This is a genomic window from Streptomyces sp. NPDC002276, from assembly GCF_053891435.1.
Window position 1 is genome coordinate 154,782 of the sequence record NZ_JBSFCQ010000014.1, and the last position, 14,483, is coordinate 169,264.

At 70.1% G+C, this 14,483-nt stretch carries 17 protein-coding genes; 4 read left to right on the plus strand and 13 right to left on the minus strand.

Annotated elements, in window-relative coordinates; all coding sequences use genetic code 11:
- Positions 1 to 9: 9 nt before the first annotated feature.
- The 6 genes from ACWIHT_RS31665 to ACWIHT_RS31690 form a co-directional block, all read right to left on the minus strand.
- Positions 10 to 729 carry an ABC transporter ATP-binding protein gene (locus tag ACWIHT_RS31665; RefSeq protein ID WP_456171806.1) on the minus strand — a complete coding sequence of 240 codons (720 nt, stop codon included), beginning with the start codon at positions 727 to 729 and terminating at the stop codon, positions 10 to 12.
- 547 nt (positions 730 to 1,276) lie between these two features.
- Positions 1,277 to 2,161, minus strand: coding sequence for an ABC transporter permease (locus ACWIHT_RS31670; protein ID WP_456171711.1), 885 nt, complete (start codon positions 2,159 to 2,161; stop codon positions 1,277 to 1,279).
- A complete protein-coding gene (locus tag ACWIHT_RS31675; protein ID WP_456171712.1) occupies positions 2,158 to 3,504 on the minus strand; it encodes an ABC transporter substrate-binding protein in 1,347 nt (448 codons plus the stop codon). The genes ACWIHT_RS31670 and ACWIHT_RS31675 overlap by 4 nt, the downstream gene beginning before the upstream one ends.
- A gap of 15 nt (positions 3,505 to 3,519) precedes the next feature.
- Complete coding sequence (locus tag ACWIHT_RS31680; protein WP_010986276.1) at positions 3,520 to 3,747, minus strand: 4Fe-4S dicluster domain-containing protein; 228 nt, start codon at positions 3,745 to 3,747, stop codon at positions 3,520 to 3,522.
- Between the two features lie 35 nt (positions 3,748 to 3,782).
- Complete coding sequence (locus tag ACWIHT_RS31685) at positions 3,783 to 4,571, minus strand: GntR family transcriptional regulator (protein ID WP_456171713.1); 789 nt, start codon at positions 4,569 to 4,571, stop codon at positions 3,783 to 3,785.
- 267 nt (positions 4,572 to 4,838) lie between these two features.
- Positions 4,839 to 5,777: a M56 family metallopeptidase gene (locus ACWIHT_RS31690; protein ID WP_456171715.1), complete on the minus strand. Its 939-nt coding sequence runs from the start codon at positions 5,775 to 5,777 to the stop codon at positions 4,839 to 4,841.
- A 57-nt stretch (positions 5,778 to 5,834) separates the two neighbouring features.
- On the opposite strand from ACWIHT_RS31690, the gene ACWIHT_RS31695 reads away from it, so the two are divergent.
- Positions 5,835 to 6,056, plus strand: coding sequence for a hypothetical protein (locus ACWIHT_RS31695; RefSeq protein WP_456171717.1), 222 nt, complete (start codon positions 5,835 to 5,837; stop codon positions 6,054 to 6,056).
- A gap of 31 nt (positions 6,057 to 6,087) precedes the next feature.
- On the opposite strand, the gene fahA is transcribed toward ACWIHT_RS31695, so the two are convergent.
- Positions 6,088 to 7,302 carry a fumarylacetoacetase gene (fahA, locus tag ACWIHT_RS31700; protein WP_456171718.1) on the minus strand — a complete coding sequence of 405 codons (1,215 nt, stop codon included), beginning with the start codon at positions 7,300 to 7,302 and terminating at the stop codon, positions 6,088 to 6,090.
- Between the two features lie 214 nt (positions 7,303 to 7,516).
- On the opposite strand from fahA, the gene ACWIHT_RS31705 reads away from it, so the two are divergent.
- A complete protein-coding gene (locus tag ACWIHT_RS31705; protein ID WP_456171807.1) occupies positions 7,517 to 8,770 on the plus strand; it encodes a carboxylate--amine ligase in 1,254 nt (417 codons plus the stop codon).
- Positions 8,771 to 8,857: 87 nt separating this feature from the next.
- Positions 8,858 to 10,072, plus strand: coding sequence for an NAD(P)-binding domain-containing protein (locus tag ACWIHT_RS31710; RefSeq protein ID WP_456171720.1), 1,215 nt, complete (start codon positions 8,858 to 8,860; stop codon positions 10,070 to 10,072).
- Positions 10,073 to 10,094: 22 nt separating this feature from the next.
- Here ACWIHT_RS31710 and ACWIHT_RS31715 read toward each other — a convergent pair whose 3' ends face one another.
- A complete protein-coding gene (locus ACWIHT_RS31715; protein WP_456171722.1) occupies positions 10,095 to 10,772 on the minus strand; it encodes a formylglycine-generating enzyme family protein in 678 nt (225 codons plus the stop codon).
- Positions 10,773 to 10,775: 3 nt separating this feature from the next.
- Positions 10,776 to 11,150, minus strand: a complete 375-nt coding sequence (locus ACWIHT_RS31720) for a hypothetical protein (protein ID WP_456171724.1) — start codon at positions 11,148 to 11,150, stop codon at positions 10,776 to 10,778.
- Positions 11,151 to 11,255: 105 nt separating this feature from the next.
- Between ACWIHT_RS31720 and ACWIHT_RS31725 the strand changes: the two genes are divergently transcribed.
- Positions 11,256 to 11,801: a hypothetical protein gene (locus ACWIHT_RS31725; RefSeq protein WP_456171725.1), complete on the plus strand. Its 546-nt coding sequence runs from the start codon at positions 11,256 to 11,258 to the stop codon at positions 11,799 to 11,801.
- A gap of 109 nt (positions 11,802 to 11,910) precedes the next feature.
- Here ACWIHT_RS31725 and ACWIHT_RS31730 read toward each other — a convergent pair whose 3' ends face one another.
- The 4 genes from ACWIHT_RS31730 to ACWIHT_RS31745 all read right to left on the minus strand — a co-directional run bounded on the left by ACWIHT_RS31730 (position 11,911) and on the right by ACWIHT_RS31745 (position 14,432).
- Positions 11,911 to 12,105: a DUF397 domain-containing protein gene (locus ACWIHT_RS31730; protein ID WP_456171726.1), complete on the minus strand. Its 195-nt coding sequence runs from the start codon at positions 12,103 to 12,105 to the stop codon at positions 11,911 to 11,913.
- On the minus strand, positions 12,102 to 12,314 hold the full coding sequence (locus tag ACWIHT_RS31735) for a DUF397 domain-containing protein (protein ID WP_456171727.1): 213 nt from the start codon (positions 12,312 to 12,314) through the stop codon (positions 12,102 to 12,104). The genes ACWIHT_RS31730 and ACWIHT_RS31735 overlap by 4 nt, the downstream gene beginning before the upstream one ends.
- Entirely contained in the window at positions 12,311 to 13,165 is an 855-nt protein-coding gene (locus ACWIHT_RS31740; protein ID WP_456171728.1) for a helix-turn-helix domain-containing protein, read from the minus strand. Before ACWIHT_RS31740 ends, ACWIHT_RS31735 begins: the two co-directional genes overlap by 4 nt.
- A gap of 127 nt (positions 13,166 to 13,292) precedes the next feature.
- Complete coding sequence (locus ACWIHT_RS31745; RefSeq protein ID WP_456171730.1) at positions 13,293 to 14,432, minus strand: glycoside hydrolase family 53 protein; 1,140 nt, start codon at positions 14,430 to 14,432, stop codon at positions 13,293 to 13,295.
- Between the last annotated feature and the right edge of the window lie 51 nt (positions 14,433 to 14,483).

Sequence of the window (14,483 nt, forward strand, 5' to 3'; positions counted from 1 at the left end):
TCAGGTACCTCAGGTACCGAGCGAGGTCAGGACGTCGCGGCGCAGCGCCACGCGCGCGGGATCGTCGTGCGCGGCACGGTCCCGTGGACGCGGCACGTCGCGTACGGCGACGAGTCGGCCGGCGCCGAGGAGGGCGACTCGGTCGCCGAGGTACAGGGCCTCGTCCACGTCGTGGGTGACGAAGACGACGGTCGCGCCCGTGCCGCGCAACACCTCGACCAGGAGGTCCTGCATGCCCGCGCGGGTCTGGGCGTCGAGGGCGCCGAAGGGTTCGTCCATCAGGACGGCGCGGGGCGCTCCGGCGAGGGCGCGGGCGAGTTGGGCGCGCTGGCGTTGTCCGCCGGAGACGCGGTGGGGCAACTGCCGTGTCTGCGCGGCGAGTCCGACCCGGTCGAGCCAGGCCTCCGCCTGGGTCCTGCGCTCGGCGCGCGGCAACTTCTTGATGGCCAGCGGGAGTTCGACGTTGGCGCGCAGACTGCGCCAGGGCAGGAGGGCGTCGTCCTGGAAGATCAGGGCGCGGTCGGCGCCGGGACCGGTCAGCGGGCGGCCGTCCTGGGTGACCTCACCGGAGAGCGGCGACAGCAGCCCGGCGAGCGTACGCAACAGCGTCGACTTGCCGCAGCCCGAGGGGCCTACGACGGTGAGGATCTCGCCGGGGGAGACGTTGATGTCGACGTCGTCCAGGACGGGGGCGCCGGGGCGGCCCAGCGTGGCGGAGCGCAGCGCCAGGGCCGCGCCGGTACGGGAGTTGGCCTCGGGGTCGGCCCAGGAACCGGTCCGGTGCTCGGCCCAGGAGTCGGTCCGGGGGCCGGGCTGCGGGGCGGTCGGGGTGCCGGTTCCGGGGGTGGGTCGGGCGGGGGTCCGGCCGTCGGTCTCGGGGGTGGGCTGGGCATCGGTCTGGCCGTTGTTCCCGGGAGTTGTCCGGGCATCAGTGCGGCCGTGGGTCTTGGGGGTGAGGTGGGCGCTGGTTGGGGCGTGGGTCTCGGGGGCGGGTCGGGCATCGGCCTGGCCGTTGCTCCCGGGAGCGAACCGGGCATCGGTCCGGCCGTCGGTCCCGGAGGTGGGCCGGGCGTCGGTGCCCGCAACTGTGCCTGCGACTGTGCCCGCCACTGCTCCCGCGTCGGCTCCCGTGGCGGAGCCCAAGTCGCCCCCGGAGACGGCCCTTTCCCCGCCACCGAGGCCGGTCCTCGCCTCGCTCCCGGAGGCGGACGTTGCCGTGCTCCCGGAGGCGGACCGGACCTCGCTCCCGGGATCCGTCCCGGACGGTGATCTGACCTCAGACGAGCTGTTCATGGGGCACGCCCTCCTGGGGTGTGGGGGTCGCCGGTACGGCAGGTGTGGCACCGCCGGCCCGGCGCGGAACGCGGGCGACCGGGACGTACGACGTGCGCGGCAGCCAGTGGGTGAGGCGGCGGCCGAGGAGTTCGACGGCCGTGGACGTGAGCCAGCCGAGCAGGCCGATCGTGACCATGCCGACGAAGACGCCCGGGTAGTCGACGACCGTGTAGTCCTGCCAGGTGCGGTAACCGACGCCGTACTGGCCGGAGATCATCTCGGCGGAGATCACGCAGATCCACGAGACGCCGATGCCGACCGACAGGCCGCCGAAGATGCCGGGCAGCGCGCCCGGCAGGACCACCGAGAAGAGGATCCGCCACCGGCCGCCGCCCATCGTGCGAACCGCCTCCTCCCACACGGGAGTCAGCGCGCGGATGGCGTGACGGGCGGAGACCAGCACGGGGAAGAAGGCGGCTGTGCAGGTGATGAAGACGATGCCCTGTTCGTTGGAGGGGAACAGGAGGATTGCGACAGGGACCAGGGCGATCGCGGGGATCGGGCGCAGGACCTCGACGAGCGGGCCGAGCAGGTCCTCGGCGAGGCGCGAGCGGGCCACGAGCACGCCCGCCGCCACGCCCAGGACAGCAGCCAGGGCGAAACCGGTGAGGATGCGGGTGAGGCTGTCGGTGAGGTCCGTCCAGTAGTCGTCGCCGGTGACCCGGTCGGCGAAGGCGCGGGCCACGTCGGCGACCGTGGGGAACTGCGAGAAGCGCACCCACAGATCGACGTTCAGGCTGGTCAGCAGCTGCCAGATGCCCAGGGCGGCGGCCAGCGAGCCGAGCCGGAGCGCGTAGCGGCCCGCCCGCCCCGGATACCGGGTCACGACGCTGCCTCCAGAGCCTCGGCATACGTCACGACTCGCGCACCCCCGTGGGCGGCGACGTACGCCTGCGCGGTCGCCGGTGCCACGAACGGCAGCAACTCTGCCCCGTCGCTCACCCATACCGCCTTGTCCGCGAACCACAGCGTGCCCGTGGTGGCGTCGGGGGCGTAGGCGGCGCGGGTGGTGGTGCCGTGGGCGGCAATGTAACTCAGCAGCTCCGTAGGGGACTTGAAGGTGAGGGTCTTCTCGGAGCCCTTGGGCCATGCCTCGCTCGCCGCCGTCGGTGGTGCCGCGGCGAGTTGCTTGGCGTAGGCCGTCGCGCCCAGGGCCCGCCTCACGTACTGGTCGTCTACGAAGGAGTCGACGTCGACGTTCCCGACGAGTTTCGCCGACTTCAGGACCGTGACGTCCTGCTTGAGGGCGGAGACGAGTTGGGGCTTGAGGGCCGGGTCGAAGGTGGCTATGCCGTGGGCGCCGTTGTAGAGGTACACGACCTCGGCGGGCAGGCCGGTGGCCTTGGCGACCTTCTCGGCGGCGGTCACCGGGTGGCCGGTGAGGTAGTCGGTCGCCTGGGCCTGGGCCTTGAGGAACGCGTCGAGTACGGAGGGGTGTTGCTTCGCGAAGTTCTCGCGGGCGGTGACGCCGTGGAAGGTGGGGAGGTCGAGTTGGGCACCGTCGTAGAGGGCCTTCGCCCGGCCCTGATAGGTGAGCAGGCCGGGCCAGGCGACGAACTGGGAGAGCGCGTCCGCGCTGCCGGCCGTGAGGGCCGAAGCGCCCACCGCGGGCTGCTGGTTGAGCTTCTCGATGCCCTTGTCGGGGTCGATGCCGGCGCGTTGCAGGGCGCGGACGAGGGTGCCGTCGGCGGCGGAGCCGACGCTCGTGGAGACCTTCTTGCCCTTGAGGTCCTTGAGGGAGGTGAGCTTCGAACTCGGCGCGGTGACGATGGTGTTGAGGCCGCCGCGCAGGTTGTAACCGGTGACGGAGACGAGGCGGGTGGGCTGGCCGAGTTGTTTGCCGCGGGCCGCGTTGATGAGGAGCGGGAAGTCGCCCATCGAGCCGATGTCGATCTTCCCGGCGGTCATCTGCGCGGTGATGGGGGCGCCGGTCGCGTAGTCCTGCCAGTCGACCTTGTAGGTGTGGCCGTCGTGCAGGGCATTGAGCTGCTGTTCGAAGTAGCCGAGGGAGCGCAGGAGGGTGCCGGCGGTGACGGTGTTGATGGTCTTGGACTGGTAGCCGACGGTGACCGTGATCGTCGACGCGCTACCGGCCTCCGCGCTGCCGCCGCAGCCGGACAGGGTCAGCGACAGGGCGACCGCGGACAGGGCAACTGCCGTGCGTTTCATGGGAGTTCGGGCCTCTCACCGGAGCAGATAGGGCATGTTGACCGTGACGGCTCCGGTGGGACAGCGGGCCGCGCACGGGCCGCAGTACCAGCACTCGTCGACGTGCATGTAGGCCTTGCCGTTGCTCTCGTCGATGGCCAGGGAGTCCAGCGGGCACATGTCGACGCACAGGGTGCAGCCGTCGATGCACTTCGACTCGTCGATGGTCACGGGCACGTCGGCCCGCTGGGGCGCCAAGGGCATGGCTGTCTCCAGGGAGGTACAGGCAGGAGGTGAGTTCAGAGGGAGCGGTGCAGCAGGCCGCTCATGGTGATGCGGTCGCCGCGGAAGCGGATGAACTCCAGGTCGACCGGGCGGCCGTCGGCGAGGTGGGTGAGGCGTTCGAGCATCAGGACGGCGGCGCCGCGCGGGGCTTCGAGTACGGCGGCGGAGTGTGCGTCCGCGTTGACGGCCTCCAGGGTGATCTCGGCGTGGCCGAGGCCCTGGCCGGTGACGGACTCCAGGAGGCGGAAGACGTCGGTGTTCTCCAGGTCGGCGTCGAGCAGCGCGGTGCCGATGTCGAGCGGGAGGTAGGTGAGGTCGAGGGAGAGGGGGATGCCGTTGAGGCGGCGCAGGCGTTCGATGTAGAGGACGTCGGTGCCGGGCTGGACGTGGAGGCGTTCGGCGACGGGGGCCGGTGCGGGGGCGGGGCCCAGGGTGCGGACCTCGTTGGTGACTTGGCCGTGTTCGCGCAGGGTTTCCGCGAGGCCCATCAACTGGTCGAGGCCGTGCGGGTACTTCCGGGCGACGACGACCGTGCCGACGCCGGGGAGCCGGTCGACGAGGCCTTCCGCGCGGAGCAGGTCCAGGGCCTGGCGGACCGTGTTGCGGGAGGCGCCGTACTCGGTGGCGAGGGTGGTCTCGTGCGGGAGGGTGCCGTCCGGGAAGCTGTCGGCGAGGAGTTCGTGGCGCAGCAGATCGGCGAGTTGCCGGGCCTGGTCGGCCCGCAGTCGGCGCCGCGCGCGGTGGGCGGCGACGGTGGTCGCGCCCTGTCCGGCGTGGTCGCGGATGCGGTCCGTGGGTGGCATGTTTCGAACCATAGCGAGCAGGTAGGGAATGCGGTGTTGCGGGAGTGTTGCGCCACCGGGGCCGCCGGCGGTGGGGTGGTTGAGCTGGGCGGATGGTTACAGATGGGGGAGATCTGCCACGTTCGCCGGTGCGTGGTGGCGGGCCGGGGAGGTCGGGTCACGGGCGCCGACCCGCCATCGCCAACACAGCGCCCAAGCCCCAAGCAAGCCTCCCCCGGCGTGCCGTCAGCCCAGCGCCGTCGGCCCAGCGCCGTCGGCCCAGCGCCGTCAGCTCAGCGCCGTCAGCCCCGGCGCGAACACGATCAGCAGTGGCAGCAGGGGGATCAGGGCAGCCACCGTCGTCGTCAGGGCGCGGCGGCGGCGGCCCAGGCGGGGGCGGGGGTCCAGGAGGCGGTCGACGCGTTCGCCGAGGAGGCGGTGGCTGGAGGCGCAGGAGAGGACACCGCGGTGGTTGTTCAGCTCGATCAGTGCCAACGCGGTGGTCAGATGGCCGCACTGGCGGGACGCGGTGTCGTCGGCGGCGAGTTCCACCAGCCGGTGGGTCTGGTCGCAGAAGTGGGCGAACAGCGGGACGTGCGGAAAACCGGAGGCCAGCGCGGTCGACAGATGCAGCAGCCAGTCGTGGTGGGCGCGGGCGTGACCGCGTTCGTGGGTGAGGACCGCGTCGAGCTGGTGGCCGGTGAGGCGGTGCAACGCGCCTGTGGTGACGACCAGTTGGGGCGGATGACCCGGCATCCACCAGGCGTCCGGGTACTCGTCCTCCAGGACGAGGAGAGGCCCCCGTGCCGGGGGCAGCCCGGCGGGCAGGTCCGGGGCGCGCTCGCGCAGCAGGGCGCGGGCCAGGCCGCGCCGACGGCGGGCCTCGGCGAGTTCGCGGGCCAGCATCGCCGTCGTCCAGGCCGCGCCGCACGCCAGCGACAGCGTGAGGGCGACGGCCCAGACGGGGGCGGCGGAGAGGTCGTAGGCCGCGGTGACGGCGGGCGGGGCCGGGGCGAAGACATGGTCGCGGACGGTGTGGAAGACGGCCGCCGCGCCGAGCACGAGGGCGCCGAGACAGCACAGCAGGACCGTGGCGACCAGGCACTGCCACACCCACAGGCCGACCACGGGTTCCCGCTCGGGCCACACGGCCCGGGTCAGCGCGCGCGGAACCGGCACGGCGGCCGAGAGGGCGACGACGCTCAGCAGGAGCAGGCAGACAGTCATGCCACGGGCTCCGGATCCTGGTCAACGGCACAGACAGAGGGCAGAAGGGGGGTGCGGGTGCGGCTGTACCCGAGGGCGAGCGCACGAGGTGTGGGCCCGTCCGCCGTCAGTATGACGGTCCGGGCGGCCGGAGTCAGGTGTACGGCGAGCACCGGACGCACCCGCGACCACCCCGACTCCGGCCCGCGAGCCGCCTCACGCCTCGCCCGCGACCGCACCGACTCCGACCCGCGAGCCGCCTCACGCCTCGCCCGCGACCGCACCGACTCCGGCCCGTGAGTCGCCTCACCCCTCCCGCCCGCACCTCACGTCAGGCCCGCCCCACGATCCGCCCGGTGACCTCGCCGAGTCCCACCCGGGTCCCGTTCGCGCCCGGTGCCCAGGCCGACAGGGTCACGACGTCGCCGTCCTCCAGGAACGTCCGCTTGCCGTCCGGGAGTTCGAGGGCGTCGCGCCCGTTCCAGGTCAGCTCCAGCAGCGAACCGCGCTCGCGTTCCGCCGGTCCGCTGACCGTGCCGGAGCCGTACAGGTCGCCGGTGCGCAGGGAGGCGCCGTTGACCGTCATCTGGGCGAGTTGCTGGGCGGCCGTCCAGTACATGGTGGAGAACGGCGGCTCGGAGACGACGTGGCCGTTGATCGCGACCGCGATGCGGAGGTCGTAGCCTCCGGGTTCCTCCGCCGAGTCGTCCAGATAGGGGAGGAGTTCGTGCGTGCGCTCCGGTGGTGCCACCCGCGAGTCCTCCAGCGCGTCCAGCGGGGTGATCCACGCCGACACCGAGGTGGCGAAGGACTTGCCGAGGAACGGGCCGAGGGGGACGTACTCCCAGGCCTGGATGTCGCGCGCGGACCAGTCGTTGAGGAGGCACAGGCCGAAGACGTGTTCGCGGAAGTCGGCGAGGGCGACCGGCTCGCCCATCCGCGACGGCGTGCCGACCACGAAGCCGACCTCCGCCTCGATGTCCAGGCGGATCGACGGGCCGAAGACGGGCGCGGGGTCGGACGGGGACTTGCGCTGCCCGGACGGTCGTACGACATCCGTGTCCGAGACCACGATCGTGCCCGAGCGGCCGTGGTAACCGATGGGCAGATGCTTCCAGTTGAGGGTCAGGGAGTCGGGCGCGTCGGGGCGGAAGATGCGGCCGACGTTCCGGGCGTGGTTCTCGGAGGAGTAGAAGTCGACGTAGTCCGCGACCTCGAACGGGAGGTGCAGGGTCACCGCGGAGAGCGGGTGGAGGAAGGGGGCGATCGTCTCCTGATGGGACGGCACCGTCACCCACGCGGTCAGCGCGCGCCGGACGTCCGACCAGGCCGTACGGCCCGCGGTGAGCAGCGGGCCGAGCGTGGGGTGCGCGAGGAGGGAGACGTACGGCGAGCCGAGCGCGGCGGCGGCGGCGCCCGCGTCGAGCACCTGGTCGCCGTACCGGACGCCGACGGTCCGTTCGTCCGAGCCGAGGGGCGAGAAGACGCCGTAGGGAAGGTTGTGCGGGCCGAAGGGATCGCCCTCGGGAAGATCGAAGGGGGGCATGGCGTGCTGCCTCACTCTCGTACGTACTCGCATGTGGCCGCGCCACACGTTACGGGTGAGTTGCGGGGACCGGCAGTGTCTAAAGAGTTCGCAATGTCCGAATAGGCCTTGTCGGAGGAGGTAATTCCGGCTTAGCGTCCTTTGGGGACATGGACGGGGTGGGTCCGGTCCGTAGGGGGGACACGTGGGGGGACCCGTGGCCAAACGCACCAGCGTGCCTTTCGAGGCCGACCGCGAGGTGCCGGGCCTGATCGTGAAATTCGGTGCCTATCCGCTGCATCACGGCGGGGTGGGCGCGATCCGCAGTCTGGGCCGCCTCGGCGTGCCGATGTATGCGATCACGGAGGACCGTTACACACCGGCCGCGGTATCCCGTTATCTGGAACGTGCGTTCGTCTGGCCGACGACCGGCACCGAGGAACCCGAACGACTGGTCGAGGGACTGCTGCGCATCGGCCGCCGCATCGACCGTCCCACCGTCCTCATTCCCACCGATGAGGAGGCCGCGGTCCTGATCGCCGAGCACCAGGACGCGCTGACCGACCGCTTCCTGTTACCGCGCGTCGATCCGAAGCTGCCGCGCCACCTCGCCAGCAAACAGGGGTTGCACGAACTCTGCGCGGAACACGGCATCCCCAGCCCCGCGGCCGCCTTCCCGCAGTCCTACGACGACATCGTCGACTTCGCGGAGAAGGCACGCTTCCCGATCGTGGCCAAGAACCGGGAGGCGTTCGTACGACGCTCCCGGCCCGCGGTGAACGGGACGACGAAGATCGCCACCCGCGAGGGACTGCTCGCGCTCGCCCGTGACTGGGGCGAGCATCCCGGCGTGATCCTCCAGGAGTACCTGCCGCGGGAGGAGGCCGAGGACTGGATCGTGCACGCCTACTTCGACCAGGACTCCACCCCGCTCGCCATGTTCACCGGCGTCAAGGTGCGCTCCTGGCCGCCGCACGCGGGAATGACGGCGAATGCGTACGTCGTCGACAATCCGGAACTCTCGGACCTCGCCGCCCGTTTCATCAAACAGATCGGCTTCACCGGAATCATCGACCTCGACCTGCGCTTCGACCGGCGCGACGGTCAGTACAAACTGCTCGACTTCAACCCCCGCATGGGCGCCCAGTTCCGACTCTTCGAGAACGAGTCGGGGGTGGACGTCGTCCGCGCCATGCACCTCGACCTGACCGGCCGCCCCGTCCCGGAGGGGGAACAGCGCGCCGGCCACCGGTACATCGTGGAGAACATCGACCTGCCCGCCCTCCTCGCCTATCGCCGCAGCGGCTATACGACGCCGCACGCGCCGGCGAAGGCGAGCGGGACCGAGCTGGCCTGGCTCGCGGGTGACGACCTGCGGCCGTTCTTCACGATGCTCGCTCGCTTCGTGCGGCCGGGCGCGAAGCACCTGTATCAGCTGTGGCGCACCAACCGGCGCGGCAGCGGCACCAGTAGCGGCAGCCAGCAGTAGCCCAGGGGCCCAGTGACCCAGTAGGCAGAGGCAGTTGGCGGCAGCTTCAGCACGAAGTGGCGAAATGACGTCCTGGGGAGGGACTTCGTGATTCAACCGGTAGCAATCATCGGCGCCGGCCCGTTCGGCCTGTCCACCGCCGCGCATCTGCGCGCCCGCGGCATCCCGGTCCGTGTCTTCGGCGAGCCCATGGTCAGTTGGCGTGACCACATGCCGGCCGGAATGCTCCTGAAGTCGACCCCGGCCGCCTCCAACTTCGACGCCCCGCAGCCCGGCCACAACCTCGTCGACTACTGCGACGCGGCCGGCATCCCCCGGCTGGTCACCGACGAGGACATCATCCCCGTCGAGACCTTCATCGGCTACGGCGAGTGGTTCCAGCAGAAGCTGGTGCCCGAGCTGGAGCGGGTACGGGTCGTGTCGGTGGACCGGAACGTCGACCGGAACAAGGGCGGTGGCTTCGAACTCAAGCTGGATTCGGGGGAGTTGTTCACGGCCCGGGCGGTCGTGGTGGCGACCGGCCTCTACGGCCTGGCCCACCTCCCGCCCGAGCTGGCCGCGGCGGCGGCCGACGGCCCCGCACCCACCGGCCCCGTCTCGCACAGTTCCCAGCACCACGACCTGAGCGGGTTCAAGGGCAAGGAGCTGATCGTCGTCGGCGCGGGCCAGTCCGCGCTGGAGACGGCGGTACTCGCGGCGGAGGCGGGCGCGCAGGTGCGGATCGTCTCGCGCGGGCGTGGCCGGGTCGCGTTCGGCGCGGCCCCCTGGGACCAGCCGAAGCTGCGCCCGGAGTCCCCGTTCGGGCGCGCCTGGTCGCTGTGGGCGCTGAGTTACTACCCGCAGCCGTACCGCTATCTCCCCGAGGGGACCCGCCACTACCTGGTCCGTCGGGTGCTCGGTCCGCTCGGCGCGTGGTGGCTGCGCGAGCGGTTCGAGGGGAAGGTGCAGGTCAGCGAGGTCGACCGGATCGTACGGGCGGACGCGGAGGCGGGCAGTCCGGTCCTGACGGTCGGCACGCACGGCGGCGGTACCGAGCAGCTCACCGCCGACCACGTCATATCGGCGACGGGCTATCGGGTCGACATCGCGGCGATGGACTTTCTGGGGCATGAGTTGCGTACGCAGTTGGCAGTGAGCCGGGGTACGCCGAAGCTCGGTGCCGGGTATGTGTCCTCCGTGCCGGGGGTGTACTTCACGGGGCTTCCCGCCGCGTCGTCGTACGGGCCGGTGATGCGGTTCGTGTGCGGGACGGAGTTCGCGTCACCGCGGCTGGCTAAGCATCTGGCGGCGGCTCATGGGTAGTTGACGAGCTGTCAGCTATTTGTCAGTTCCTTGTGGTTGACGATCGGGCGACGCGGAAGCCCACGTCGTCGACGCGGAAGGTCGGGTGGCTTCGACGGCGTACCGAGGCACGGCAGCTCCAGTGCTCGTCGAACCATCCGCCGCCGCGCAGTACCCGATACGTGCCGTAGACCTCCGGGTCGTAGAGGTCCCAGCACCACTCCCACACATTGCCCAGCATGTCGTGCAGGCCCCACGGGTTGGGCAGTCGGCCGCCGGGTTCATGGGGGCGCTCCTCGGAGTTGCCGCGGTGCCAGGCGATGTCGTCGAGCGGCCCGTAGCGGGGGCCGGTTGTTCCGGCGCGGCAGGCGTACTCCCACTCGGCCTCGGTGGGGAGACGGTAGCCGTCGGCGGAGGGGTCGGGTACGACGGCCTCGCCCTGGATGTCGTACGCGGGAGTCAACTCCTCTGTCTTTGAGAGAGAGTTGCAGAAGAGTACGGCGTCCAGCCAGGACACGGTTTCGACGGGGAGACGGTCGTTGCCGGGTGCGGTGCTGGGGTGTTCGCCGGTGACCTGGGCGTACTGGGCCTGGGTGACGGGGAGGGTGCCGAGCGAGAAGGCGGCGAGGTCGACCGTCCAACTGCGTTCCGTGCGGCGGTCGGAGAGGGTGACCTGCCCGGACGGTACAGGGGTCAGCTCGATGTGCGGGGTGGTGCCCATGCGTTACGTCAGCTCCAGGAGCATCGGGCGGAGGCGGTTCGCCAACTCCGGTGCGGAAAGGTCCAGTTCGGCCGTGGCCGCGGTGACCTCGTCCGGGCGGAGGTGGGCGCCCTTCGAGTAGGTGGTGGGGAGGTCAAGTCGTAGACAGGCGAGGGCGATCAGCTGGTCGCGCAGGGCGCGGTGCCAGGCGAAGCCGATGAGGGTGTTGCGGTCGGGTGGGGCGAACGGCGGCTGCGCGTGCGGGGTGCCGAAGACCGTCCGCCACCGCGGGCCCCGGGCGCCGAACTCCTCGTAGATCCATGCGGTCCACCGTTGCGCGGCTTCGGCGCGGGGGAGGAGTCGGGCGCGGGTGCGGTCGCGTTGTTCGGGGGTGAACATGCCTAGATGATGCATGCCGAGGGCTGTGGGTTCGGGGCGCTGTCCGCCACGGTCGGGGTCCTGGTCGGGGCCGGTGTGTCAGTGGTGCCGGTTATGTTGGTGGGCATGACGAGTTGGATCCGCTGTGGCGTCCTCGCGTGGGTGGATGACGCGCGGTACCGGGAAGACGAGACCGTCCTGGTCTACTTCAAGGGGACCAGCCTGGCCGCCATGACCGAAGGCCTGTCCTCGCGGCAACGGCCGCCGTTCGCCTACGGCAACGACACGGCACCCGGCGGCTGGGGCGTGATCGTGCACCACATGTTCGGCCTCGACGACTACGACGAGATCGACCACCGCGAACTGTGCCCTCCGGGCGCCGAGTTGATGGTGTTCGTGCCCAACCCGTGCGTTGCCAAGGTCCACGGCCCCAAGGCATACCACTACAAGGACGGCCAGACATCGTCCTGCATCGACTACGAGGCCCCCGAACACGCCGGCGAGTACTGGCCGAACAAGATGGCCCCCCTCATCACGGCGGCCGGACTGGACCATCGGAACGGGACCTACGAGGAGCAGTTGACCCAGCTGATCTGCGACCACCTGGGATTGCCCGCACTGAACCGCGACACCATCACGGTGGACCGCGACCTGGTGGCCGCCTACTACTAGGAGACCTCGTCGGCGCGCGCAGGGCGCGGCCTTGGGGTGGCCTCGGGGAAGTGTGACACTTCGGGGGTGGAGTGTCACACTTTTTGGGGAGGGGTGGGGTGGGGGTGGGTCAGGGGGTGGAGGCGTACGTCACGAAGTTCGTCCAAGCGGCGGCGGTGACGGCGAATCGGGGTCCCCGAGTGTCGTGCTTCGAGTCACGGACGTGGACGCTGGCGGGGGTGGCGGCCACTTCGACGCAGGAGTCACCTTCGGATCCGCTGCTGTAGCTGCTCTTGAACCAGGCCAGTTCGGGCTTACGGATCATTCCCCTCCCGTCAGTTGCAGGAAGTCCGTCCACGCGGCAGCCGTGACGGCAAAGCGGGGGCCCTGGGCGTTGTGCTTGGAGTCGCGGATGTGGATCGTGCCGGGGGCCGTGGCTACCTCGACGCAGTCGTTCGGATCGTTGGTGTCGCTGAAGCTGCTCTTGAACCAGTGCAGTTCGGAAGCGTCTCCGGCGGGGGCCTTGCGGATCATGTCTCTCCCAGCAGTTGCTCGATGAAGGCCTGTGACTCCCGTGTGGTCAGGGCCTCCGCTCGGATAATCCCATAGCGCAGCTCAAGGATCCGCAACTGTTTCAGGTCGGAGACAGGGCGCCCGCCATACCCGTCATCCTTGCGACCAATTGCTGTACCGTCCTTGAACTTGAGCACCTGGATCCGTCCGCCCATGCCAGGGTGGTCCCAGCGGTCCGTCGGTATCACTTGGATTTGGACGTTCCGCAACTGACCCATTTCTACGAGGTGTTCAAGCTGTTTGCGGAACACGATCCTGCCGCCGACCGGGCGCCTTAACGTCGCTTCTTCCAGCACGAAGCTGAGTTCAGGGGCAGGTTCGCGGTGGAAGATTTTCTTCCGGGCCATGCGCCCGGCCACCGCCTGCTCCAGCTCGTTGTCCGTAAGTGCGGGTCGCTGAGACCCGAGCAGCTCCCACATGAACTCCTTCGTCTGGAGCAGGCCATGGAGGGCGTAGCTGCCGTACGAGAGCAGTTCGACCGCTTTGGCCTCCAACGTCGTCAAGATCCGCACCGTTTTCGGGTACCGGACTTTCTCCACGTCCTCTTTCATCGCGGAGATCAGCCCATCGGCCCTCAATACTTCCTCCGCCTTGTCCAGATACTCGGGCCGGGGAATTCGCTTCCCGCCCTCGACCTTGTAGACCAAGTCCTCCCCGTACCCGATCGCCACCGCGAATTCCGGCACGCGCATCCCCGCCGCCTCGCGCCGCAGCCTCAGTTGACGGCCTACCGTCGCGAGGACCGCCAACCCCCAGTCGTCGTTCGCGTCCACCTCCCAACCCGGTTCGTCCACTTCGTTGTTCACGCTCATCCCGTGACCCTCCGTCGTACGGCCATGCCGCAAACGCCCCTACCCGTACGGCCCTGTCGACAGCCTGGACATCACTGGACAAGCACCGGACAGTCACCGTACGGGTTGGACTCGTCACGGGTGGGCATTACGACCGGTAACGGCCCAGCGTCCGCAACCCCGGCAGCGCCTTGTCGTCGAAGTCGAACAACGCCAGGTTCTCCCACGCGTTGCCGGACATCGGGTCGGTCGGGTCCCAGCCGTCACCGGCCCGGTACGTCCACACGCCTTCCCAATAGCAGTAGCCCAGCCCCTTGTTGCCGGGAACGTTCGCCATCAGGTCCGCCACCGTCCGCAGCCACGCCGACTGGCCCGCCGGGGTCGCCGGGTAGCCCGGGGTCAGCTGCGAGGGGTCGTACATGATGTCGTTCGTCGCGTCCTCGCTCTCCAGCGTGAACGGATACGCCGTCTCCGCGATCAGCACCGGCTTGTTGTAACGCGCCGCCAGATCCGCCAAGTTGGCCGCCGCCGCTGCCGGGGCGCCGTGCCAGAACGGGTAGTACGACTGGGCGATGATGTCGAAGTCGACCCCGTCGGCCACCACGTTGTCGTACCACCAACGCGACGTCCCGTTGTCGCCGCCCGACGCGATGTGGAGCATCGTGCGGATGCGGGGCGTGGTGTCGCGCGCCGCCGTCAGACCCGCCTTCAGGAACGTCGTCAGGTTGCCCCAACCCCCGGCGTCGTCACCCCAGTTCTTGCCGGTGGGCCAGAGCAGGCCGCCGTTGATCTCGTTGCCGATCTGCACCAGGTCCGCCGGAGTGCCCTGGCGGCGCAACGCGCCCAGCACGTCGGCGGTGTGGTCGTAGACCGCCCTCGTCAGGCCCGCCACATCCAGGTCCGCCCAGGCGGCCGGCTTGGTCTGGTGGGACGGGTCCGCCCAGGTGTCGGAGTAGTGGAAGTCGACCCAGATGCCGATCCCGGCCCGCCGCAAGCGCTTCGCCAACGGCAGGATGTGCTTCTTGTTGTTGTAGCCGTCGGCCGGGTTCACCCAGACCTTGAGGCGGGCGTGGGTGACCCCCGCGTCGGCCAGGATGCGGATCGGATCGTCCCTGCGGCCGTCCGCCCGGCGGTACACCGCGCCGTACGCCTCGTCCTTGGGGAGCGACGAGATGTCCATCCCCCGGATCTCCAACCGGCGCCGGTCCGCGGCGACCGCCGGCGTCGCGGCCAGCAGCGGTACCGAGAGTGCCGCCGCACCCGCCGTAAGAACACTGCGTCTGCGCATCACAAGACTTCCCTTCACCAAGTAACCAAAGAAACAAGCGAGTTGAGCCCA